Origin of the sequence: Micromonospora cynarisoli (assembly GCF_030518815.1) — a bacterium.
Lineage (GTDB): Bacteria > Actinomycetota > Actinomycetes > Mycobacteriales > Micromonosporaceae > Micromonospora > Micromonospora wenchangensis.
The window spans coordinates 4,025,540-4,047,210 of the sequence record NZ_CP130426.1; the positions used below are offsets into that span (position 1 = coordinate 4,025,540).

Sequence of the window (21,671 nt, forward strand, 5' to 3'; positions counted from 1 at the left end):
GTGGCGGGATGAGCAGCGTCGAACCGACAGTCGACCGGGTGACCCGCACCGACCACCTCACCCCGGCCGAGGTGACCGAGGTGCTGGCCCTGGCCCGCCTCGGCGGCGACGCCGACGGGGCCGACCCGTTCGACGAGCACACCCTGCTGCGGCTGCGTGACCCGCAGGCGGCGGCCGGGCACCTGACCGCCCGTACCCCCGAGGGCACCCTGACCGGGTACGCCCACCTGGACACCACCGAGCCGGAATCCGGGATCGGGGTGGAGTTGGTGGTGCATCCGGCCTTCCGGCGGCGGGGCACCGGACGGGCGCTGGTCCGGGGCGTCCTCGCGGCGGCCACCGGCCCGTTGCGGGCCTGGGCGCACGGCGACCACCCGTCCGCTGCGGCGCTCGCCGTGGACCTCGGCTTCACCCGGGCCCGGGTGCTCTGGCAGTTGCGCCGGCCGTTGACCGGGGCGGTGCCACCGCCCCGCCTGCCGGACGGGGTGACGCTGCGTTCCTTCCGCCCCGGTGCAGACGACGACGCCTGGCTCGCGCTCAACGCCCGCGCCTTCGCCACGCACCCCGAGCAGGGCCGGTGGACCACCGACGACCTGCGGGCCCGGCTGGCCGAGCCGTGGTTCGACCCGGAGGGCTTCCTGCTCGCCGTCGACGCCGCCGGGCGGCTGCTCGGCTTCCACTGGACCAAGGTGCACGAGCGGCCCGGCTCGGCCCGTACCGGTGAGGTGTACGTGGTGGGGGTGGACCCGGACGCCCACGGCGGCGGCCTGGGCCGGGCGCTCACCACGGCCGGCCTGGCCTACCTGCGGGACCGGCGCGGGCTGGACCGGGTGATGCTCTACGTCGACGAGTCGAACACCGCAGCCGTCTCGCTCTACGAACGGCTCGGGTTCGCCCGCTGGTGCGGGCACGTCAACTACCACCTGGGCTGACTGTCCCCGCCACCCCGGCCGGGCCCGGACCGGCGTGGTCTCCGCCCGGTAACGGCAGAGCCACGCACGGATAACGGCTGCCCGGATATGTCGCATCAATGCGGATACCGGGACGGCAGTTCACCTAACGGACAACCCTCCCTCAGGCAGCGGTCACCTTCCCGGCCGGGGCTGTTCATGCCCCGTTCACTTCCGACCGGCGAACCGTCTACCTGGCACTTCTAGCTTTCGTGTCAGCCGGTCAGCGCCGGCACCCGGGCCCCATCCGGGCGACCTGACCAAAGACGTGAAGGGAAACCCCTCAGGTGAAGCTCCAGCGGCACGGCGCCATTGCCTGCCTCGCTCTTACCGCGGTCCTCGGCCTCAGCGCCTGCGGCTCGGACAACAACGAGCCGGCCGGCGCCTCCGCCTCCGGCTCGGCCAGCGCGGCCGACTGCGGCAAGGGCACCCTGAACGCGCAGGGCTCCTCCGCGCAGAAGAACGCCATGGCTGAGTGGATCAAGGCGTACCAGCAGAAGTGCGGCGGCACCACGATCAACTACGAGTCGACCGGTTCGGGCGCGGGCATCCAGGCGTTCATCGCCGGCACCGCCGACTTCGCCGGTTCCGACTCCGCCCTCAAGCCTGAGGAGCAGCCGCAGGCCGACGCCAAGTGCACCGGCGGCGCGGCGCTCAACCTGCCGATGGTGATCGGCCCGGTCGCGGTCGTCTACAACGTCGGCGACGTGGACGACCTCCAGCTCAAGCCGACCACCCTGGCGCAGATCTTCGCCGGCAAGGTCACCAAGTGGGACGACCCGGCGATCAAGGCCGACAACCCGAACGCCACCCTCCCGGCCGCCCCGATCCAGACGGTGCACCGCTCCGACGAGTCGGGCACCACCGACAACTTCACCAAGTACCTGTCGAAGACCGCGCCGACGGACTGGACCTTCGGCAACAACAAGGCGTGGAAGGCCCCCGGTGGCCTCGGCGCCGCCAAGTCCGACGGTGTCGCCTCCAAGGTCAAGAGCACCGAGGGCACGATCAGCTACGTCGAGTGGTCGTACGCCGAGAACTCCGGCCTGACGAAGGCCAAGGTGCAGAACGGGGCCGGCGAGTACACCGAGCTGACCGCCGAGTCGGCCGGCAAGACCATCGCTGGAGCCAAGATCGAGGGCCAGGGCGACGACCTCAAGATGTCGATCGACTACGCCACCAAGGAGGCCGGGGCCTACCCGATCGTCCTGGTGACCTACGAGATCGTGTGCAGCAAGGGCATCGCAGCCGACAAGCTGCCGCTGGTCAAGGGCCTGCTGGGGCACGCCGCCAGCACCGAGGGCCAGGCCGAGCTGGTCGAGCTGGGCTACGCCCCGCTGCCCGACTCGGTCCGGACCAAGGTCGAGGCCGCGGTCAAGAACCTGGCCTGAGCATCCCGAGCGACATCACCTCAAGTCGAAGCGAGCGAGCAGATGGGTGAAGCCCCTCACCGCTCGGCACACGCCGGCACCGGCGGACACCCCGTGACCCTGGGTCACGAGCGGTCCGCCGGTGCCTCGGCGCGTGTGGCCGAGGCACCAGTCAGCCCCCGTACCCCCGATGACGACCGTGGCCTCGGCGGAGGCGGCGGGCTGCCCCGGGCCCGCGCGTTCGGCGCGGAACGGGCGTTCCGTGGCGTGACCCTGACCGCCGGCGTCGCCGTGCTGGTCATCATCGCGGCCATCGCGGTCTTCCTGATCGCCAGGGCCGTGCCGGCGTTGCGGGCCAACAGCGCGAACTTCTGGACCTTCGAGGGCTGGTTCCCCAACGACGATCCACCCACGTTCGGCATCGGCGCGCTCGCCTTCGGCACCGTGCTCACCGCCCTGCTGGCGCTGCTGGTCGCGGTGCCGGTGGCGCTGGGCATCGCCCTCTACCTGTCGCACTACGCGCCGCGTCGGCTCGGCACCGCGCTGGGCTTCGTGATCGACCTGCTGGCCGCCGTGCCGAGCGTGGTGTTCGGCCTGTGGGGGCGGGACTACCTGGTCGGCCCGGTCGCCGACCTGTCGGCCTGGCTGAACAGGTACTTCGGCTGGATTCCGATCTTTGGCGACGGCCCGTACGGCAACTCGATCCTGCTCGGGTCGCTGGTCCTGGCGATCATGGTGCTGCCGATCATCACCTCGCTCTCCCGCGAGGTGTTCCTCCAGACCCCGAGGGCCAACGAGGAGGCCGCCCTCGCGCTGGGCGCCACCCGCTGGGAGATGCTGCGCACGGCGGTGCTGCCGTACGGCCGGCCGGGCATCATCGCCGCCGTCATGCTCGGCCTCGGTCGGGCGCTCGGCGAGACCATCGCGCTCGCGCTGACCCTCGGCTCGACGTACGCCATCTCGTTCAACATCCTCGCCAACGGCGGCAACAGCATCGCCGCGAACATCGCCAACCGGTTCGCGGAGGCGAACGAGACCGGCCGTGGCGCGCTCATCGCCTCCGGCCTGGTGCTCTTCGCGATCACGCTGGTCGTCAACATCACCGCGCGCGCGATCATCTACCGCCGCCGCGAGTTCACGGAGTCGGCCGCATGACCACCACCCTCACCCCCCGCCGTTCCCGCCCGCCGGCCCAGCCGGACAGCCTGCGGGCCCGCCGCCTGCCCGGGTACGCCGCCCCCGCCCTGGCGGCGCTGGCCCTGCTCGTCGCCGCCGGCATCGTCTACGGCGTCGACCTCGGCGGCCCGGTCCTGGTCGTGGTGCTCGGCGCGGTGCTCTACCTGGCCGGTCTCTTCGTCGCCGCGAACGCGGTGGAGGGCCGGCGCTCGGCCCGCAACCGGTTCTGGAGCGCGCTGATCCACTCCGCCCTGGTGCTGGCCGTGCTGCCGCTGGCCTCGGTGGTGTGGACGCTGGTCAGCAAGGGCACCGCCCGGCTCGACGGTGACTTCTTCGGCAGCTCGATGAACAACATCGGGGCCCGGGACGCCAACGGCGGCGCGTACCACGCCATCGTCGGCACGCTGGAGCAGGTCGGCATCGCCACCGCGATCACCGTCCCGCTCGGCGTGCTCTGCGCGATCTACATCGTCGAGTACGGCCGGGGCCGGTTCGCCTTCACCATCCGGTTCTTCGTCGACGTGATGACGGGCATCCCGTCCATCGTCACCGGCCTGTTCGTGCTGGCCTTCTGGGTGCTGATCGTGTCGCCGTGGTTCAACGACGGCCAGCCCGGCTTCTCCGGCTTCGCCGCCGCGCTCGCGTTGAGCGTGCTCATGCTGCCCACGGTGGTCCGTTCCACCGAGGAGATGCTGCGGCTGGTCCCCGCGCCGCTGCGGGAGGGCGCGTACGCCCTCGGCGTGCCGAAGTGGAAGACCATCCTGCGGGTGGTGCTGCCGACCGCGCTGCCCGGCATCGTCACCGGCATCATGCTCTCCATCGCGCGGGCCGCCGGTGAGACCGCCCCGGTGCTGCTCGTCGCCGGTGGTGGCGCGGCCATCAACTTCAACCCGTTCGAGAACAACCAGTCGTCACTGGCCCTCTTCGTCTACCAGCAGGCCGGCGAGGCGTCGAGGTACTCCCCGGCACGGGCCTGGACCGCGGCGTTGACCCTGGTCGTCCTCGTGCTCGTCCTGACCGTCGCCGCGAAGCTGCTGGCCCGCCGCAACCGGCTCGGCCGATGAACCCCGGAGGTACCACCATGGCCAAGCGCATCGACGCCACCGACGTGACCGCCTACTACGGCGGTTTCAAGGCGATCGAGAACATCAACCTGACGGTCGAGCCGAAGACGGTCACCGCCCTGATCGGGCCGTCCGGCTGCGGCAAGTCGACCTTCCTGCGGTCGATCAACCGGATGCACGAGGTGCTGCCGGGCGCCCGGGTCGAGGGCAGCCTGACCATCGACGGCCAGGACGTCTACCACCGCGACGTCGACGTGACCGCCGTCCGCCGCATGATCGGCATGGTGTTCCAGCGCCCGAACCCGTTCCCCACGATGAGCATCTTCGAGAACGTGGTGGCCGGGCTGCGGCTCAACGGGGTCCGCCGGAAGTCCATCCTGGACGAGGCCGCCGAGAAGGCGCTGCGCGCGGCGAACCTGTGGGACGAGGTCAAGGACCGTCTCGGCAAGCCAGGCGCGGGCCTGTCCGGCGGTCAGCAGCAGCGGCTGTGCATCGCCCGGACCATCGCGGTCGAGCCGCAGGTGGTGCTGATGGACGAGCCCTGCTCGGCGCTGGACCCCATCTCGACGCTGGCCATCGAGGATCTGATGTTCCAGCTCAAGGACAAGTTCACCATCATCATCGTCACCCACAACATGCAGCAGGCGGCCCGGGTCTCCGACCGTACCGCCTTCTTCTCGATCGAGAAGACCGGCGACCCGGGCCGGCTCATCGAGTACGACAACACCCAGAAGATCTTCAGCAACCCGGGCCAGAAGAAGACCGAGGACTACATCACCGGCCGCTTCGGCTGACGCTCGTCCGCCCACCCGACGCGGGACACGGCTGTCAGGCGAGGGTGAAGTGCGGGGTGCCGTCCTCGGGGACGTGGAGGCGGGGGGTCACCGGGGTGGCCGCGTCCCGGGCCGCCGAGGCACGCGCCACCGCAGCCACACCACCGCCAGCAGCCACGCCGCCGTCACCGTCACCGGCGGCGGCCACCTCGGCCAGGGTGACCAGGGTGGGCGGGAGCATGGTCAGGTCACCGGCCCGCGCGCGGGTCAGGGCGTCCCCCGGGCGGACCCACATGGTGTGGTCGGCCTCGCCGGAGACGTCCCGGGTCCGCTGCCCCTCGGGCAGCAGAGCGACGAAGAAGTACGTGTCGAAGCGGCGCGGCTCGAACTCCGGGGTGATCCACCGGCTCCACGGCAGCAGCAGGTCGGACCGCAGGGTGAGCTGCCGCTCGGCGAGCAGCCCGGCGAAGCCCCGACGACGTGCCTCCAGATCCTGCCGCGCGGCCTCCCAGTCGTCACCGCTGACGTCACCCACCACGGTGTCCGGGTCGGGGCCGGCCAGCAGCACCCCGGCCTCCTCGAAGACCTCCCGCGCGGCGGCGCACACCACCGCCTGGGCGGCGTCCGGCGTAACGCCCAGCCGCCCCGCCCAGGTTGCCGGGTCCGGCCCGGCCCAGTCCAGGTGCGCCTCGGAGTCCGACGGGTCGACACCGCCGCCGGGGAAGGCGTACACGCCGCCGAAGGCCATCGCGGCGACCCGGCGGATGACGTACACCTCGAAGCCGGTGCCGGCCGGGCGGAGCAGCAGCACGGTGGCCGCGACCCGGGGCGTCGCCGGGGTGCCGCCCCCGGCGTGGAACCGACGGGCGTGCTCGACCAGGGCCGGCGGGGCGGGGAAACCGGTGCCGTCGATCGTCATGCGCCGAGCCTAGTCCCGCCCGGATCACCCCCGGGCCGACGACCACGGTCGGCGAGCACCGACGGACGGGACGACGACCACGGGCCACCGGCGGGCCACGAGCGGCGGGTTAGCGTGGGCGCATGACACGTTGGGGGATTCTGTCCACCGGCCACATCGCCGGCCGGTTCGCCGAGGATCTCCGGCTGGTGCCGGGGGCCGAACTGGTTGCGGTCGGGTCGCGGACCGTCGGGAGCGCCGAGGAGTTCGCCGGCCGGCACGGGGCCGACCGGGCGTACGGCTCGTGGGCGGAACTGGCGGCCGACGACGGGCTGGACGCGATCTACGTGGCCACCCCGCACGCCGCTCATCACGAGGCGGCCCGGGTCTGCCTGGAGGCCGGCCGGGCGGTGCTGTTGGAGAAGCCGTTCACCCTGGACCTGGCCACCAGCACCGAGCTGGTCGAGCTGGCGCGGGCCCGGGGGGTCTTCCTGATGGAGGCCATGTGGATGCGCTGCAACCCGCTGATCCTGCGTCTGGTCGAGCTGGTCCGGGCCGGGGCGATCGGTGAGGTGACGGGTGTGCGGGCCGACTTCGGGGTGGCCGGGCCGTTCCCGCCGGAGCACCGGATGCGCAACCCGGCGCTGGGCGGCGGCGCCCTGCTGGACCTGGGCGTCTACCCGGTGAGCCTGGCCCACCTGCTGCTCGGTGTGCCGCAGCACGTGCAGGCCTGGGCGAAGCTCAGCCCGGAGGGGGTGGACGAGAACACCGGCATCGTCTTCGGGTACGACTCGGGCGCGGTCGCCACGCTCGGCTGCGGCATGGTGGGGGCGACCCCGCTGACCGCCGCGATCACCGGCACCGCCGGCCGGATCGAGCTGCCCGAGCCGTTCTTCCGGCCCGGTTCGGCGGTGCTGCACCGGGCCGGTGCCGAGCCGGAGACGCTCACCGACGACCCGGTCGGCGGCGGCTACCAGTACGAGGCCGCCGAGGTGCAGCGGTGCCTGGCTGCCGGGCTGACCGAGAGCCCGCTGGTGCCGCATGCGGTCACCCTGGAGGTGATGGGCCTGCTGGACGACATCCGGGCCCGGATCGGCGTCGACTACGCCTGAGCACGACGTCGGGAGGGCACCCCCTGACCGGGGTGCCCTCCCGACGACTGTCAGAACAGCGGACGGACCAGCAGGTAGGTGAGGCAGGCGATCAGCGCGGCGGCCGGGAACGTGATGATCCAGGCGAGCACGATGTTGCCTGCCACGTTCCAGCGGACGGCGGAGAGCCGCTTGGTCGCGCCCACCCCCATGATCGCCGAGGTGATCGTGTGGGTGGTGGAGATCGGGGCCTTGAGCACCAGGGCGTTGAAGTAGAGCACCGCGCTGGCCACCGTCTCGGCCGCGAAGCCCTCCGGCGGACCCAGGTCGATGATCTTGCGGCCGAGGGTCCGGATGATCCGCCACCCGCCGGCGTACGTGCCGAGCGCCAGCATGGTCGCCGAGGTCCAGAAGACCCAGCCCGGGATGTGCGTCTTGTCGTCCTGGAAACCGCCGGTGTAGAGGGCCAGCACCACGATGCCCATGGTCTTGGCCGCGTCCTGCATACCGTGGCCGACCGACATGGCCGCCGCCGAGGCGGTCTGCGCCCAGCGGAAGCCCCGGTTGAGCTTGCCCGGCTGCCCCTTGCGGAACGCCCAGAGGATGGCCAGCATCAGCAGGTAACCGAGGGTGAGCCCGATGATCGGGGAGAGCACCATCGGCAGGATGACCTTCTGGCCGATGGTGATCCACTGCACCACGCCGCCGGTGGAGAGCAGGGTCGCCCCGACCAGCCCGCCGAACAGCGCGTGCGAGGACGACGACGGCAGGCCGAAGTACCAGGTGATCAGGTTCCAGGCGATCGCGCCGAGCACCCCGGCGAAGACCACCCCGAGACTGCTCACCCCGGTGGGGAGGGTGACCAGGCCGTCGCCGACGGTCTTGGCGACCCCCGCGCCGAAGTGCGCGCCGACGAAGTTGCCTACCGCCGCCAGGAGCAGGGCGATCCGGGGGGTCAGCGCCCGGGTGGAGACGCTGGTGGCGATCGCGTTGGCAGCGTCGTGGAAGCCGTTGGTGTAGTCGAACGCCAGGGCCACCGCGATCACCGCCAGCACGGCGATGAGTTCGGGACTCACAGGATCAGGACTCCTTGACCGCGATGGTCTCGACTGTGTTCGCCACGTGCTCGAAGGCGTCGCAGGCGGCCTCCAGCTCGTCGGCGACCTCCTTCATCTTCAGCACGGTCAGCGCGTCGTACTCGCCGGAGAAGAGCCGGACCAGCAGCATCCGGTACGCCTGGTCGCCGTCGTTCTCCAGCCGGTTGCACTCGATCCAGTAGTCCTCAAGATCCTTCATCGACTTCAGCCGGGGCATCGCCTCGGCGGTCAGCTTGGCCTGGAGGTCGAGCACGTTGACCAGCTCGTGCAGCTCGCGCGGCAGCGACGGGAGCTTGGTGAGCCCGTAGAGGTAGAGCAGGTTGCCCACCGCCTCCAGGTGGTCCATCACATCGTCGAGCAGCGAGCCCAGCCGGTAGATGTCCTCCCGGTCGAACGGGGTGATGAAGGTCGAGTTGATCTTCTTGTAGAGATCGTGGGTGATCTGGTCGCTGTCGTGCTCGACCTCGGTCAACCGCTCGCTGACCGACTGCACGTCGACGCCGGGCAGGGCCAGCTCGTTGAGCAGCTCGGTGCCCTTCACCAGGTTCTGCGCGGCCCTGGTGAAGAGCTCGTAGAAGGCGCCCTCGGTGGGACGGAAGGAAAACTTCACAGCACGGACCTCGTCGTGTCGGTGGAAGGGTGGCCGCCGCCCCAGGGGGCGTCCGCTGATGCATGCTAGGTACCCCACCGGAGCGGGTCTCCGCCGGCCTACCCCTGGTCAGGCCCGATTCACCGCTCGTTCATCTGCTGTTCACCTCGGCCGCCACCGCCGCCACTGGCCAACCGCTGGCGCTCCCGTTCCACGTCGAAACCGGCAGCCGGATACCCCAGATCAAGACCCTCGAACGTCTCCCGCAGCAGGTGCGCCACCGCCCAGTCCCGGTACCACTTGCGGTCCGCCGGGACCACGAACCAGGGCGCGGCGTCCGTGTCGCACCGCCCCAACGCGTCCGCGTACGCGGCCCGGTAGTCGTCCCAGCGGGCCCGGGAGTCGAGGTCGCTCGGCTGGTACTTCCAGTACTTCGTCGGGTCGGTCAGCCGCTGCGCCAACCGCCGCGCCTGCTCGTCCGGCGAGATGTGCAGCATCACCTTGACCAGGGTCACCCCACCCTCGGTCAGCTCCCGCTCGAAGGCGTTGATCTGGTCGTAGCGGGCCCGCCAGGTCTGCTCCGGCACCAGGGCGTCCACCCGGGCCACCAGCACGTCCTCGTAGTGCGAGCGGTTGAACACCCCGACGTACCCGGGCGGCGGCAACGCCCGACGGACCCGCCACAGGAAGTCGTGCCGCAACTCCTGCCGGGTCGGCGGACCGAACGAGCGGATGTGCAGGCCGAGCGGGTTCATCGCGCCGGCCACCCGCTTCACCGTGCCGTCCTTGCCCCCGCAGTCCATCGCCTGGAGCACGAGCAGCAGCCGGCCCGGCCGGCCACGACCCAGCCGCGCCCCGTCCCTGGCGGGAGCCGACACCGACGGGCCCGGTTCGCCGGCCGCCCGCGCGGTGGCAAAGAGCATCTCCTGCTGCCGGGCCAGTCCGGCACCGATCAGCTCCACCTGCCGGCGGGCCCACGGCTTGCGGTCCCCGCCCCGGCCCGCCACGGCGGGCAGCCCGGGGGTGGCCCGGGGATCGACCGCCCCCAGATCGACCGGGCCGCCACCACCGGGCACCCGCAACAACTGCCGCATCGTCGCCCCCTCGGGTACGACGATCTCCGTCTCCTCGTCAGCGCGCATCCCCCGATCCTCGCCCACCACCGCACCGACCGCCTCCCGGGCACCGGCGACACCGGCGGCACCGGCGGCACCGGCGGCGGGTGCGGTGTCACGTTCTCCGACGTCGGCCCGTCCGGTGGGTGGGAGAGAATCCGCTCGGACCCGGGAGGTAGTGGTGACGGTGGACCTGGTGACGGAGTTCGAGGCCGAACGCGGGCGGCTCGTCGCGGTGGCGTACCGGATGCTGGGCAGCCGCAGCGAGGCGGAGGACGCCGTCCAGGAGACCTGGCTGCGGTACGCCGGGGCGCTCGCCGACCCGGCCCGCCGGGCCGAGATCCGGCACCTGGGCGGCTGGCTCACCACCACCTGCGCCCGGATCTGCCTCGACGTGCTGCGCTCCGCCCGGGTCCGCCGTGAGACGTACCCGGGGCAGTGGTTGCCGGAGCCGGTCGTCACCCCGCTGGGCGGCAACGCGCCGGGGCCTGACGGTTTCGCCCCCGACCCGGCCGACCGGGCGGTCCGGCGCGACCAACTCGGCACCGCCCTGCTGGTCGTCCTGGAACGGCTCAGCCCCGAACAGCGGGTCGCCTTCGTCCTGCACGACGTCTTCGCGGTGCCGTTCGCCCGGATCGCCGAGGTGCTGGCGAGCACGCCCGAGGCGGCCCGCCAGCACGCCTCCCGGGCCCGCCGGGCGGTCACCGCCTCCGACGTGCCCCGGCACACCGCCGACCCCGCCGAGCAGCGCCGGGTGCTCGCCGCGTTCGCCGCCGCGACCGAGTCCGGCGACCTCGACGCGCTGGTCCGGGTCCTCGCCCCGGACGTGGTGCTGATCGGCGACAGCGGGGGGCACTTCCCGACCGCCCGCCGACCGGTCGTCGGCGTCGACCCGGTGGCCCGCTTCCTGCTCGGCCTCTTCGCCCGGGCCGGCCGGTACGGCCAGCGCCTACGGGCCACGCCGGTGCTGGTGGACGGGGTGCTCGGCCTGCACCTGGAGACGGTCCAACCCGACGGCCGGCTGCTGCGGATGGTCACCGGGTTCACCGTGCACGACGGCCGGATCACCGGACTGTTCCACCAGCTCAACCCGGACAAGCTGCGCCGACTGCCGCCGCTGGGCCCGGACGCCACCTGGCCGCCCCGCTGGTGACCCCCACCGCGCCGGCCGGGCCACGCCCGGTCAGACCACCAGGGCCAGCCACTTCCGGTACGCCGAGGCGAACGGCTCGGTGCCGTCGCCGAGGGCGGTGAGCAGCTTCGCCGCCGCCGCCTGCGCCTGCGCCACCACCTCGTCCGGGTAGCCGAACCGGCCCCGGTGCTCGGCGAACTCGTCCTCGTCGCGCAGCTCCACCAGGCCGGTGGTCCGGCGGCGCACCACGTCCAGGTCGAGGTCGACCAGGTGGACGGTGTCGTCGCCCTCCCAGCGGGCCGGGGTGGCGATGTCGCAGTAGACCTCGCTGGTCCGGGGCGGCGGGTTGAACATGCCCGTCCACCAGGCGTGGTGCGGCACCAGCAGGACGAAGGGGATCTGCTCCACCGAGGGCCGGCCGTGGTAGACCGACACGGTGCCCTCGGTCACCCCCAGCCACACGCCGAGATCGTCCTCGGCCAGCCGGCGGGCCGGGTAGTCGCGGTGGGCGCTGCCGTCGTACTTGCGGTAGATCACGCGGACCACGTCGCTCGGCATGAGTCGCACCCTAGCCGATTCCGACCCCTCCCCGCCGCAGCGAGTTGACCCGTCCGAGGTCACGACAATCCGGACGGTGACCGCGCCACGCGGGGAGGCGGGGGCGCGTCCACTGTCGGCGGCGGCGGGTACCGTCGCACGGTGACTCCGCCCCGTACCGCCGCCGGCCCCAGCACCCCCTCGGCCCGCTCCGGCCGACGGCGTGGTGGCCGGCCGAGCGGCACCGAGCTGCTGGCGGCGGCGGTCGGCGCGGTGCCCGGCGGCGCGACCCGGCCGGGCCAGCAGCAGATGACCGAGGCGATCGAACGCAGCGTCGCCGCCCGCGAGCACCTGCTGGTGCAGGCGGGCACCGGCACCGGCAAGTCGCTGGGCTACCTCGCCCCCGCGCTGACCGTGGACGGGCCGGTGGTGGTTTCCACCGCCACCCTGGCGTTGCAGTCCCAACTGGTCGAGCACGACCTGCCCCGGCTCGCCGACGCGGTCGAGCCGCTGCTCGGCCGCCGCCCGACCTTCGCCGTGCTCAAGGGGCGGCACCACTACCTCTGCCTGGCCCGGCTGGACAACTCCACCGAGGACGAGCCGGAGGACACCCTCTTCGACGCCCCCGCCGAGCGGCCCGGCGGCGGGACGAAGTGGCTCGGTGAGGCCGGCCGGATGGGCAAGCAGATCCAACGGCTGCGCGACTGGGCCGAGAAGACCGACACCGGCGACCGGGACGAGCTGGACCCGGGCGTCGACGACCAGGCGTGGCGGCTGGTCTCGATGCCGGCCCGCGAGTGCGTGGGGGCGTCGCGCTGCCCGTTCGGCCAGGAGTGTTTCGCCGAGGCGTCCCGGGCCCGCGCCCGCGAGGCCGACGTGGTGGTCACCAACCACAGCCTGCTCGCGGTGGACATGCTGGCCGGCCGGCACATCGTGCCGCCGCACAAGCTGCTGATCGTCGACGAGGCGCACGAGCTGGCCGACCGGGTCTCCTCGGCCGCCCAGGCCGAGCTGGTGCCGGAGCAGATCGACAGGTCCGCCCGACGGGCCCGCCCGCTGCTGCGGCCGGACGTCGCCGACCGGCTCACCGAGGCCGGCGACGCGCTCGCCGTCGGGCTGGCCGAGGCCCCGGCCGGCCGGCTCACCGGCGGCCTGCCCGGCCCGCTGCGCGAGGCGTGCACGCTGCTGGACGCGGCCACCCGGGCCGCCCTCGACGCGATAGGCGACATCAAGGCCGACGATCCGGACCCGGTCCGCAAGCAGCAGGCCAAAGCGGTGCTCGACGAGCTGTCGACCACCGCGCAGCGGCTGCTGGAGGAGGCCGACCACGACGTCGCCTGGGTGGAGAAACCGGACAACGGCAGCCGTCGGGCACTGGTGGTCGCGCCGCTGTCCGTCGCCGGCACCCTCGCCACCCACCTGTACGACGAACGCACGGTGGTCGCCACCTCGGCGACCCTGGCGCTGGGCGGCCGGTTCGACACGGTGGCGCGGGCGCTCGGCCTGGAGGCGCCGCCGCCCGCCCCGCCGTCCCCGGCCGCCGCTGCGCTGGCCACCGCCACCGCCGGCCGGTCGACAGGCGTCGGCGTCACTGCGGTCGGGGCCACCGGGACGGATGCCGGCGGGGTGGCGAGCGCCCCGGGCAGCCGGGCCGCCACCGGCGTCGTACCGGCCACGTCGGGGCCGGGCTGGTCGTCGCTCGACGTCGGCTCACCGTTCGACTACGCCCGGCAGGGCATCCTGTACGTCGCCGCGCACCTGCCCCGGCCCAGCGTCTCCGGGCTGCCCGAGGCGGCCGGTGAGGAGTTGCTGCGGCTGGTCGGCGCGCTCGGTGGTCGTACCCTCGGGTTGTTCTCCTCCCGGCGGGCCGCGCAGCAGGCGGCGGAGCTGCTGCGGGCGCGCACCGACCTGCCCGTGCTGCTCCAGGGCGAGGAGGCGCTGCCGCTGCTGGTACGGCGGTTCCGCGACGACCGGTCGAGCTGCCTGTTCGGGGTGATGTCGCTCTGGCAGGGGGTGGACGTGCCGGGCGACTCGTGCCAGCTCGTGGTGATCGACCGGCTGCCGTTCCCGCGTCCCGACGAGCCGCTGGCGGCGGCCCGCGCGGCGGCGGTGGACGCGGGGGGTGGTTCCGGCTTCTCGGCGGTCAGCGTGCCGATCGCGGCGGTCCGGCTGGCGCAGGGGGTGGGCCGGCTGATCCGGGCCACCGGTGACCGGGGGGTGGTCGCGGTCCTCGACTCGCGGCTGGAGACGGCGCGCGGCTACGGGCCGTTCCTGCGCCGTTCGCTGCCCCCGTTCTGGTACACCACCCGGCCAGAGGTGGCCCGGGGCGCGCTGGAGCGGCTGGCGAAGCTCTGACCCGCAACGCCGAGCCGCCCGCTCCCGGCGGGGGAACGGGCGGCTCACGGTGCCGGTCGGATGCCGGTCAGGGTGCCTGGGAGGCGACCACCACGGCGTCCGGCGGGGTGTCGGGCACGCTGCGGGCGGCGAGCCGGCGTACGGCGGTGTTGAGCACCGCGATCAGCGGCACCGCGACCAACGCGCCGGTGATGCCGGCGAGCACCACCCCGGCGGCGATCCCGATGATCACGGCGAGCGGGTGGATGGCCACCGCCCGACCCATGATCAACGGTTGCAGCAGGTGTCCCTCGACCTGCTGCACGCCGATCACCACGCCCAGGATGATCAGGGCGGTCACCGGGCCGCTGTCGACGAGCGCCACCAGCACCGCCACCCCACCGGAGAGGGTGGCCCCGACGATCGGGATGAAAGCGCCGAGGAAGACCAGCGCGGCCAGCGGGAAGGCGAACGGGATGTCGAAGACGACCAGGAAGATGCCGATGCCCACCGCGTCGATGAACGCCACCAGCACGGTCGCCCGCACGTAGGCGCCGAGCGTGGCCCAGGAGGCCCGGCCGGCGTCGTCGACCTTCCACCGGGCGGCGACCGGCAGCAGGCGGACCAGGAAACGCCAGATCCGGCTGCCGTCACGCAGGAAGAAGAAGGTGGCGAAGAGCACCAGGATCGCTCCGGTGAGCACCTCGGCCAGGGTGGCGGCGGTGGCCAGCGCCCCGCTGGTGAACTTCTCGGTGTTGCCGTTGATCCAGCCCTGCGCCTCTTCGATGTAGCGGTTGAGCTGGCTGTCCGACAGGTGCAGCGGGCCGGTCTTGAGCCAGTCCTGGATCTGCCGTACGCCCTGCGACGACTTCTCGCTCAGCTCCGGCACGCCCTGGATGAACTCGTTGACCACCAGGGTCAGCGTGCCCACCACCGCGGCCAGCCCGCCGACCATCACCACGGCGGTGGCCAGCGACCGGGGGAACCGGGCCCGCAGCAGCCAGCCCACCGCCGGGGCGAGCAGCGCGGAGAGCAGCAGCGCCACCGCCAGCGGGATGATCACGATGCTGATCGTCCCGACGATCTTCAGCAGCGCCCAGGTGACCACACCGATCACGATCAACCGCCACGACCAGGCGGCGGCGATCCGCAGCGCGTGCGGCACGTCGGCGTCGTCGCGGCTGGAGGTGGAGTTGTGCATGGCCGCCGGTGGCTCGGCCCCGACCACCGTCGCCGACGGGGCGGCCGGCGGACCGGGGGACGCGGGTGTGGCCACGCCGGCCCCCTCGGGCGCGTCGGCCGGATCGGCGCGTCCCGCGCGGACCGACTCCCGTCCGGACTCGTACGCGCGGCGGAGTCGGCCGCGTACCCGCTCGAAGCGGCTCAAGCGCACCTCCTGATAAACGACACCGGGACGCCCCACGGCGACGGCCCGGACAGGGTACGTCCGTACGCCGCCACCGTAGGGCAGTTCCGCCACTCATTGCCCCACGCCGCATCGGCTCAACCACCGGACGGACCCCACCGGCCCACACGGTAGCGTCTTGGCGTGACCGCCGACCCGAACCTCGACACCGGCCTGCCGATCCGCCTGCTGCACGACCGGGTGCTGGTCAGACAGGACGGCAGCGAGGGCGAACGCCGCTCCACCGCAGGCATCGTCATCCCGGCCACCGCCGCCGTCGGCAAGCGGTTGGCCTGGGCCACCGCCGTGGGGGTGGGTCCGCACGTACGCGCCGTCGTGGCCGGCGACCGGGTGCTCTTCGACCCGGACGACCGCTCCGAGGTCGAACTGCACGGCCGGGGGTACGTGCTGCTGCGCGAGCGGGACGTGCACGCCGTCGCCGCCGAACGGGTGGAGAGCGAGTCCACCGGCAGCACCGGCCTCTACCTGTAGGTCCGGTTTCTCCCAGGGCCCTCGGGAGTCGTCCCGGGCGGCCTACCGGTTTGTCCCGCTTCCCGGCGGGAAGCCAGGCACGTCCAGGTGCCCTGGGGAGGGACGATGCCGGTTCTCGTGAAGAAGGTGCTGCTCTGGGGCAGCGTCGCCTTCCTGATCTACTTCATGGCGTTCCGCCCGGACGGGGCGGCCCAGATGTTCAAGGGGATCGGGGCCGCCCTGATGGCGATGGCCCAGGGCCTCGGCGACTTCCTCACCAGCCTGATGACCTGACCCCGCCCGGGGCCGGCCAGCGCCCGGAGCCGGGCCGGTCAGCGCCCGCCGGGCGGCCAGGGGGCGGCCGGGCGGGGGCCGTACCAGCCGGGCGGGCCGTAGCCGGCCGGGTACGCCGGGGGCGGCGGCGGGGCCAGCACCACCGGGATCGGCACCACAGGCGAGTCCGGGGCGTCGACGACCCGCTGCGTGCCGTCGGGGAACCGCAGGTGGTAGCGCTGCCCGTCCCAGACCCCCACCGGAGTCTGCGGGTCCCGGCCGACGAAGAACGACCGGTACGCCGCGATCGTCTCCAGCAGCTGCCGTTCCTCCCGCAGGGTGTTCTCCCGCTCCGCCGGCTTGCGGTCCAGGCCACGCCGCATCCCGTCGCGCAGCAGCGCCAGCCGGGTCGCGGCGAACTGGTAACCGCGCATCGCGCGCAGCCCGGCGTCCCCGCCGACCCGCCGTGCCCAGGTCCGGGCGGCGTGCCGGCGGCCCAGGCTGCCCAGGGCGGCCACCTCGGGCGGGCTCAACCAGCCCGCCCGCACGTAGTCGGGCAGGGTCCGCTCGGTGAGCCGCCCCTCCCAGGCGCGCAGCCAGACCGCGAAGCCGACCATGCCGAAGAAGATCGGCACCATCACCGCGACCATCCCGTAGAAGAAGATCACCGCCTGGCCGGTGGCCTGGACCAGCGTCGGGATCAGGTTCCAGGTGCCGTGCAGCATCATCGCCAGCAGCAGGCCGGCGACCGGGGCGAGCACCCGTACCCGCCGGTCGGCGGTGCGGGCGGCGATGCCCAGCCCCACCCCGGTCATCGAGGTGAACAGCGGGTGGGCGAAGCCGAAGAAGAGGATCCGCGAGATGAAGATGACGATGACGTTACGCACCCCGGTCGCCGGACCCCACTGGTCGACGCCCGAGGCATACCCGAGACCGCCCAGGTAGAGGATGTTCTCCACCATGGCGAACCCGACGGCGGACAGCCCGCAGTAGACCAGGCCGTCGGTGATCCCGGACCACTCCCTGCGGCGGAAGATCAGCAGCAGGATCGGGCCGAGCGCCTTGGTCAGCTCCTCGATGAACGGGGCCACCAGCACTCCGGTCAGCGACGACGACACCCCCCAGTCCTTGAACAGGGCGGCGAAGGTGTTGTTGACGGTCAGCGACGCGGCTGTCGAGACGAACGCGCCCCAGGCGAAGCAGAAGATCAGGTACTTCAGCGGTTCGGGTTCGTACCGGTCGAGCCAGAGGAAGCAGGCCACCAGGACGGGTACCGGCAGGATCGCCGCGGTCACCCCGACCAGCAGCGCGTCCAGACCCAGGTTGGAGCCGAGCGTGTAGAGCATGTAGACCGCGCAGGCCGCGATCAGCAGCACCACCCCGGCCAGCACCAGGACCCGCCGCCAGCCGAGCCGGCGCAGCGGCATCCGGGGCGCGGCGGCGTCCGGCGACGGTACGGCGGGCGCGGGCGGCGGCGGGGGCCCGCCGGGCGGGGTGTCGGCCATGTGGATCAGCGTAGTCATCCCCGGCCCGTTCGGCCGGGCTCTCCCGGTGCACGGGCGGCACGGTCCACGGCCGGGTCAGCCCAGGGGCGGCGCGGTAGGTGGTTTCGGAGTCGCGTGCCGCTCGACCGGACCGCCGCCCGGTTTGTCCTTGTCGCCGAACGCCTGCCGGATCAGCCGGTTGGCGTCCTCCTGCTCGATGCCCGAGGCGACCAGCAGGTCACTGGCGGTGGTACGCACCTGGGCGATCACCACACTGCCGGAGAACCCGACCCCCTGGTCGTACGCCCGGCCCGCCTCGCTGACCGCGCGCAGCGACCGTTCCCGGGCCCGCTCCGGCTCGTCCCCGGCGGCGAACTCGTGCCGCAGCAGGCGGACCGACTCGGCCAGGTGGACCACCGCGTCGGGCATCGGCTCCGGCACCGGCTCGTCGTCCTCGATCATGGTGACCGAGCGTCGGATCAGGGTGCCGCTGTTGCGCATCGCCCGGTCGATCGGGTCGGCCGCCTCGGCGTAGTGGGTCAGCTCGTTGCGCCGGTGCCAGCGGGCCGGGGAGAGGGTGCTGGTCTCCTTCGCCCCCTCGATGGCCTCGGTGAAGGTGGCCAACTCCTCCTTGTTCTCGCGGAGCCGGTCCAGTGCCCGCTGGGCGGCGCCCCGGTCCCGGTCGCGCAACGCCTGGGCGCAGACGTCGAGCTGGTCGGCGAGCAGGTCCAACGCCGGCCGGGCGGCCCGGTTGATCACCCGGAGCGGGTTGAGCGGGAGCAGGATCGCCGTGACCAGCAGGGCGATGCCGCCGCCGACGAAGGCGTCGACGAACCGGGGCAGCTCCAGATCCTCGGTGGACGGGCTCAGCGTGACGATCAGCACGGCGGTCGCGGCGGCCTGGATCACCACCGCGACGCTGGCCCCGAAGAAGGTGGTGAGCAGGATGGCCGCGGTGACCACCAACCCGAGCTGCCAGCCCCCGGTGCCCAGGAAGTAGATCAGCACGTCGCCGAGGAACACCCCGACCGCCACCCCGACGATCAGTTCCACGGTCCGGCGCAGCCGCTGGCCGACCGAGGCGGCGAGGGTGCCGACCGCCGAGATCGGCGCGAAGACCGGTTGCGGGTTGCCCAGCAGGTGGTGCGACACGGTCCAGGCCAGCGCGGCGGCCAGCCCCGCCTGCACGGCCAGACCCGAGGCCAGGTGCACCTGGTGCAGCCGGTCGCGCAGGGTGGACCGGCCCCGGTGGCGCAGGTAGGCCACCGCCTCGGCGATCCGCGCGGTGTCCACGTCGTTCCCGCCGTCACGCAGCCCCGCCCGACGCAGCAGCGACGGTCGTCGGTCCCGGGCCAGCACCATGGCGGGGACTACCCACGCCACACCGGTTCATCCCTGCGGCAGAATCGTCCGGGTGACCGAGCTGATCGACAGGTGGGTGGCGGCGGCGCTCGCCGCCGGGGCCGCCGACTTGCCGGTGCTCACCGCCACCGGGGCCGACCTGCTGGCCCGCTGGCGGGAGCCGCACCGGCGCTACCACACGGCGCACCACCTGCGGGCGGTGCTGGACGTGGTCGACCGGCACGCCGACCTGGCCGACCGGCCGGAACGGGTCGCGCTCGCCGCCTGGACGCACGACGCCGTCTACGACCCGCGTGCCGCCGCCGACGCCAACGAACGGGCCAGCGCGGAGCTGGCCGGCACCCTGCTCACCGGGCTGGGGGTGCCGGCCGCCACGGTGGCCGAGGTCCGTCGGCTGGTGCTGGTCACCGCCGGGCACCGCACCGCGCCCGGCGACCGCGACGGCGCGCTGCTCTGCGACGCCGACCTGGCCGTCCTGGCCACACCCCCCGAGGTGTACGACGGGTACGCCGCCGCCATCCGCGCCGAGTACGCGCACGTGCCCGAGGCGGACTTCCGTACCGGCCGGGCGAGGGTCCTCGACGGGCTGCTCGCCCTGCCCGCCCTGTTCCGGCTGCCTCCGCTGGCCGCCCGGTGGGAGGCACCCGCCCGCGCCAACCTCCGCCGCGAGCTGGCGTCCCTGCGCTGACCAGGCCGCCCGCCCGTCGCCGGCGGCCCGGGTGTGGACCGGTCGGCGTCAGCGGCGGGCGGGGTTGCCGGGCAGGCTGAGGTGTCCGGGGCCGGCGAGGCCGCCGCCTGCGGGGTGGCCGGGTCCGGCGGGCGGTGCGGGCCGGGCCGGGCCGGCGGGGCGGTTGAGGTGTTTGGGGCGGCGCAGGCCGGAGGCGTACAACAGGCGGACGATCTCCCGGCTGGGCACCACGCGGGCGCCGAGCCACACCGCCACGGCGAACCGGTCGGCGGGGATGTCGTAGTGGTCCCGGTCGAAGCCGCGCCGGGGCACCCCCAGCGTCTCGGCGAACACGTGCAGCTCGGCCGCGGACACGTCGCTGATCAGGTGTGACCAGAGCCGACCGCGCCACGGCCAGGCGGGCCGGTCCAGGTACAGCATGGCGGCCAATCTAGCCGCCGGCTAGCCTCGGCCGCATGGCTGGCTCCCCCCTCCTCGACGACCTGCGGGCGGCCCTCGGCGACGAGGCCGTCCTCACCGATCCGGACCTGCTCCGGCTGCACCGGCGCGACGAGGCGGACCTGTGCGCCGCCGGCACGCCGCTGGTGGTCGTCCGCCCCCGGGACACGGCACAGGTGGTGGCGGTGGTCCGGGCGGCGGCCCGGCACGGCGTACCCGTGGTGCCGCAGGGGGCACGGACCGGCCTGGCCGGCGCGGCGAACGCGGTGGACGGCGCGGTGGTGGTGAGCACCGTCGCGATGACCGCGATCCGGGAGATCGACCCGGTGGCCCGGATCGCCGTGGTGCAGCCGGGCGTGGTGAACGCCACGCTGGCCCGCGCCGTCCGGGAGCAGGGCCTGTACTACCCGCCCGACCCGGGTTCCTGGGAGTCCTCCACGATCGGCGGCAACGTCTCCACCAACGCCGGTGGGATGTGCTGCGTCAAGTACGGGGTGACCACCGAGTACGTCCTCGGGCTGGAGGTGGTGCTCGCCTCCGGTGAGGTGCTGCGCACCGGCCGGCGTACCGCCAAGGGTGTGGCCGGGTACGACCTCACCCGGCTCTTCGTCGGCGCGGAGGGCACCCTCGGTGTGATCACCGAGGTCACCGTGGCGCTGCGGCCCGCGCCGGAGGAGTCGCTGACCATGGTGGCGGTCTTCGGCTCGACCGCCGGGGCGGGTACGGCGGTGGCCGGGATCGCCGCGCAGGGGCTCACCCCGAGCCTGCTGGAGCTGCTGGACCGGACGCACCTGCGGGCGATCGAGGCGTACCGGCCGATGGGGTTGCGGACCGACGCGCAGGCGCTGCTGCTCGCCGCCGCCGACACCGGCCCCCGGGCGGCGGACGACCTGGCCCGGATCGCCGAGGTCTGCACGGCGGCCGGCGCGCAGGAGGTCTACGCGGCGACCGACGCGGTGGAGGCGGCGGCGCTGCTCCAGGCCCGCCGGCTGGCCCACCCGGCGATGGAGAGGTTCGCCGTCGACACCTATCCGGACGGCAACGGCGGCCTGATCATCGACGACGTGGCGGTGCCCCGGGGGGCGCTCGCGACGCTGCTGGACGGGGTGGCCCGGATCGCCACCGAGTGCGGGGTGCCGATCGGGGTGGTCGGTCACGCCGGTGACGGCAACCTGCACCCGAACATCGTGGTGGACCGGGCCGACCCGGCCAGCCTGGAGCGGGGCCGGCGGGCCTTCGACGAGATCATCCGGCTCGGTCTGGAACTCGGTGGCACCTGCACCGGCGAGCACGGCGTCGGGCTGCTCAAGCGGGACTGGCTGGCCCGGGAGATCGGCCCGGTCGGCGTCCGGGTGCACCAGGCGATCAAGGCGGCGCTCGACCCGGCCGGGCTGTTCAACCCGGGCAAGGTGCTCTGAGCGGGC

Annotated in this window: 20 protein-coding genes and 1 pseudogene; 12 read left to right on the forward strand and 9 right to left on the reverse strand. The window is 73.4% G+C overall.

Annotated features, from left to right (window positions below):
- Window positions 1-8 precede the first annotated feature (8 nt).
- The 5 genes from mshD (at window position 9) to pstB (ending at window position 5,354) form a co-directional block, all read left to right on the forward strand.
- A complete protein-coding gene (gene mshD, locus Q2K16_RS17210; RefSeq protein ID WP_302738623.1) occupies window positions 9-932 on the forward strand; it encodes a mycothiol synthase in 924 nt (307 codons plus the stop codon).
- A 305-nt stretch (window positions 933-1,237) separates the two neighbouring features.
- A complete protein-coding gene (gene pstS, locus Q2K16_RS17215; protein WP_302738624.1) occupies window positions 1,238-2,341 on the forward strand; it encodes a phosphate ABC transporter substrate-binding protein PstS in 1,104 nt (367 codons plus the stop codon).
- Window positions 2,342-2,383: 42 nt separating this feature from the next.
- Window positions 2,384-3,475 carry a phosphate ABC transporter permease subunit PstC gene (gene pstC, locus Q2K16_RS17220; protein ID WP_302738625.1) on the forward strand — a complete coding sequence of 364 codons (1,092 nt, stop codon included), beginning with the start codon at window positions 2,384-2,386 and terminating at the stop codon, window positions 3,473-3,475.
- The gene (gene pstA, locus Q2K16_RS17225) at window positions 3,472-4,560 is read left to right on the forward strand and encodes a phosphate ABC transporter permease PstA (protein ID WP_302738626.1); all 1,089 of its coding nucleotides are present in this window, start codon (window positions 3,472-3,474) and stop codon (window positions 4,558-4,560) included. The genes pstC and pstA overlap by 4 nt, the downstream gene beginning before the upstream one ends.
- Before the next feature lie 17 nt (window positions 4,561-4,577).
- Window positions 4,578-5,354 (forward strand): phosphate ABC transporter ATP-binding protein PstB, encoded by a 777-nt coding sequence (gene pstB, locus Q2K16_RS17230; protein ID WP_145921987.1) that lies wholly within the window; start codon window positions 4,578-4,580, stop codon window positions 5,352-5,354.
- A gap of 34 nt (window positions 5,355-5,388) precedes the next feature.
- Here pstB and Q2K16_RS17235 read toward each other — a convergent pair whose 3' ends face one another.
- Window positions 5,389-6,252 (reverse strand): NUDIX hydrolase, encoded by an 864-nt coding sequence (locus Q2K16_RS17235; RefSeq protein ID WP_302738627.1) that lies wholly within the window; start codon window positions 6,250-6,252, stop codon window positions 5,389-5,391.
- A gap of 122 nt (window positions 6,253-6,374) precedes the next feature.
- Here Q2K16_RS17235 and Q2K16_RS17240 point away from each other — a divergent pair, with 122 nt between their 5' ends.
- The gene (locus tag Q2K16_RS17240; protein ID WP_302738628.1) at window positions 6,375-7,343 is read left to right on the forward strand and encodes a Gfo/Idh/MocA family protein; all 969 of its coding nucleotides are present in this window, start codon (window positions 6,375-6,377) and stop codon (window positions 7,341-7,343) included.
- Window positions 7,344-7,393: 50 nt separating this feature from the next.
- Here the strand turns inward: Q2K16_RS17240 and Q2K16_RS17245 are convergent, their stop codons facing one another.
- The 3 genes from Q2K16_RS17245 to Q2K16_RS17255 form a co-directional block, all read right to left on the reverse strand.
- Window positions 7,394-8,398, reverse strand: coding sequence for an inorganic phosphate transporter (locus Q2K16_RS17245; RefSeq protein WP_302738629.1), 1,005 nt, complete (start codon window positions 8,396-8,398; stop codon window positions 7,394-7,396).
- A gap of 4 nt (window positions 8,399-8,402) precedes the next feature.
- The gene (locus Q2K16_RS17250) at window positions 8,403-9,029 is read right to left on the reverse strand and encodes a DUF47 domain-containing protein (RefSeq protein WP_067311399.1); all 627 of its coding nucleotides are present in this window, start codon (window positions 9,027-9,029) and stop codon (window positions 8,403-8,405) included.
- Between the two features lie 119 nt (window positions 9,030-9,148).
- Window positions 9,149-10,150 carry a PPK2 family polyphosphate kinase gene (locus Q2K16_RS17255; protein ID WP_302738630.1) on the reverse strand — a complete coding sequence of 334 codons (1,002 nt, stop codon included), beginning with the start codon at window positions 10,148-10,150 and terminating at the stop codon, window positions 9,149-9,151.
- A 169-nt stretch (window positions 10,151-10,319) separates the two neighbouring features.
- Here Q2K16_RS17255 and sigJ point away from each other — a divergent pair, with 169 nt between their 5' ends.
- Entirely contained in the window at window positions 10,320-11,276 is a 957-nt protein-coding gene (gene sigJ / locus Q2K16_RS17260; protein WP_302738631.1) for an RNA polymerase sigma factor SigJ, read from the forward strand.
- 30 nt (window positions 11,277-11,306) lie between these two features.
- Here the strand turns inward: sigJ and Q2K16_RS17265 are convergent, their stop codons facing one another.
- Window positions 11,307-11,813, reverse strand: a complete 507-nt coding sequence (locus Q2K16_RS17265; protein ID WP_302738632.1) for a DUF402 domain-containing protein — start codon at window positions 11,811-11,813, stop codon at window positions 11,307-11,309.
- A gap of 141 nt (window positions 11,814-11,954) precedes the next feature.
- Between Q2K16_RS17265 and Q2K16_RS17270 the strand changes: the two genes are divergently transcribed.
- Window positions 11,955-14,147, forward strand: a complete 2,193-nt coding sequence (locus Q2K16_RS17270) for an ATP-dependent DNA helicase (protein ID WP_302738633.1) — start codon at window positions 11,955-11,957, stop codon at window positions 14,145-14,147.
- A 67-nt stretch (window positions 14,148-14,214) separates the two neighbouring features.
- On the opposite strand, the gene Q2K16_RS17275 is transcribed toward Q2K16_RS17270, so the two are convergent.
- Window positions 14,215-15,549, reverse strand: a complete 1,335-nt coding sequence (locus Q2K16_RS17275; protein ID WP_368052571.1) for an AI-2E family transporter — start codon at window positions 15,547-15,549, stop codon at window positions 14,215-14,217.
- A 126-nt stretch (window positions 15,550-15,675) separates the two neighbouring features.
- Here Q2K16_RS17275 and Q2K16_RS17280 point away from each other — a divergent pair, with 126 nt between their 5' ends.
- Window positions 15,676-16,023, forward strand: a complete 348-nt coding sequence (locus Q2K16_RS17280) for a GroES family chaperonin (RefSeq protein WP_088643178.1) — start codon at window positions 15,676-15,678, stop codon at window positions 16,021-16,023.
- Window positions 16,024-16,128: 105 nt separating this feature from the next.
- The gene (locus Q2K16_RS17285) at window positions 16,129-16,296 is read left to right on the forward strand and encodes a hypothetical protein (RefSeq protein ID WP_168222570.1); all 168 of its coding nucleotides are present in this window, start codon (window positions 16,129-16,131) and stop codon (window positions 16,294-16,296) included.
- A 38-nt stretch (window positions 16,297-16,334) separates the two neighbouring features.
- Here Q2K16_RS17285 and Q2K16_RS17290 read toward each other — a convergent pair.
- Window positions 16,335-17,832: pseudogene (locus Q2K16_RS17290) on the reverse strand (PrsW family intramembrane metalloprotease).
- A 23-nt stretch (window positions 17,833-17,855) separates the two neighbouring features.
- Window positions 17,856-19,115, reverse strand: a complete 1,260-nt coding sequence (locus Q2K16_RS17295; RefSeq protein ID WP_302746513.1) for an FUSC family protein — start codon at window positions 19,113-19,115, stop codon at window positions 17,856-17,858.
- 58 nt (window positions 19,116-19,173) lie between these two features.
- Between Q2K16_RS17295 and Q2K16_RS17300 the strand changes: the two genes are divergently transcribed.
- The gene (locus tag Q2K16_RS17300; protein ID WP_302738635.1) at window positions 19,174-19,809 is read left to right on the forward strand and encodes an HD domain-containing protein; all 636 of its coding nucleotides are present in this window, start codon (window positions 19,174-19,176) and stop codon (window positions 19,807-19,809) included.
- A gap of 48 nt (window positions 19,810-19,857) precedes the next feature.
- Here Q2K16_RS17300 and Q2K16_RS17305 read toward each other — a convergent pair whose 3' ends face one another.
- Window positions 19,858-20,229 carry a DUF4031 domain-containing protein gene (locus Q2K16_RS17305; RefSeq protein WP_302738636.1) on the reverse strand — a complete coding sequence of 124 codons (372 nt, stop codon included), beginning with the start codon at window positions 20,227-20,229 and terminating at the stop codon, window positions 19,858-19,860.
- Window positions 20,230-20,264: 35 nt separating this feature from the next.
- Between Q2K16_RS17305 and Q2K16_RS17310 the strand changes: the two genes are divergently transcribed.
- Window positions 20,265-21,665 (forward strand): FAD-binding oxidoreductase, encoded by a 1,401-nt coding sequence (locus Q2K16_RS17310; RefSeq protein WP_302738637.1) that lies wholly within the window; start codon window positions 20,265-20,267, stop codon window positions 21,663-21,665.
- Window positions 21,666-21,671: the final 6 nt, after the last annotated feature.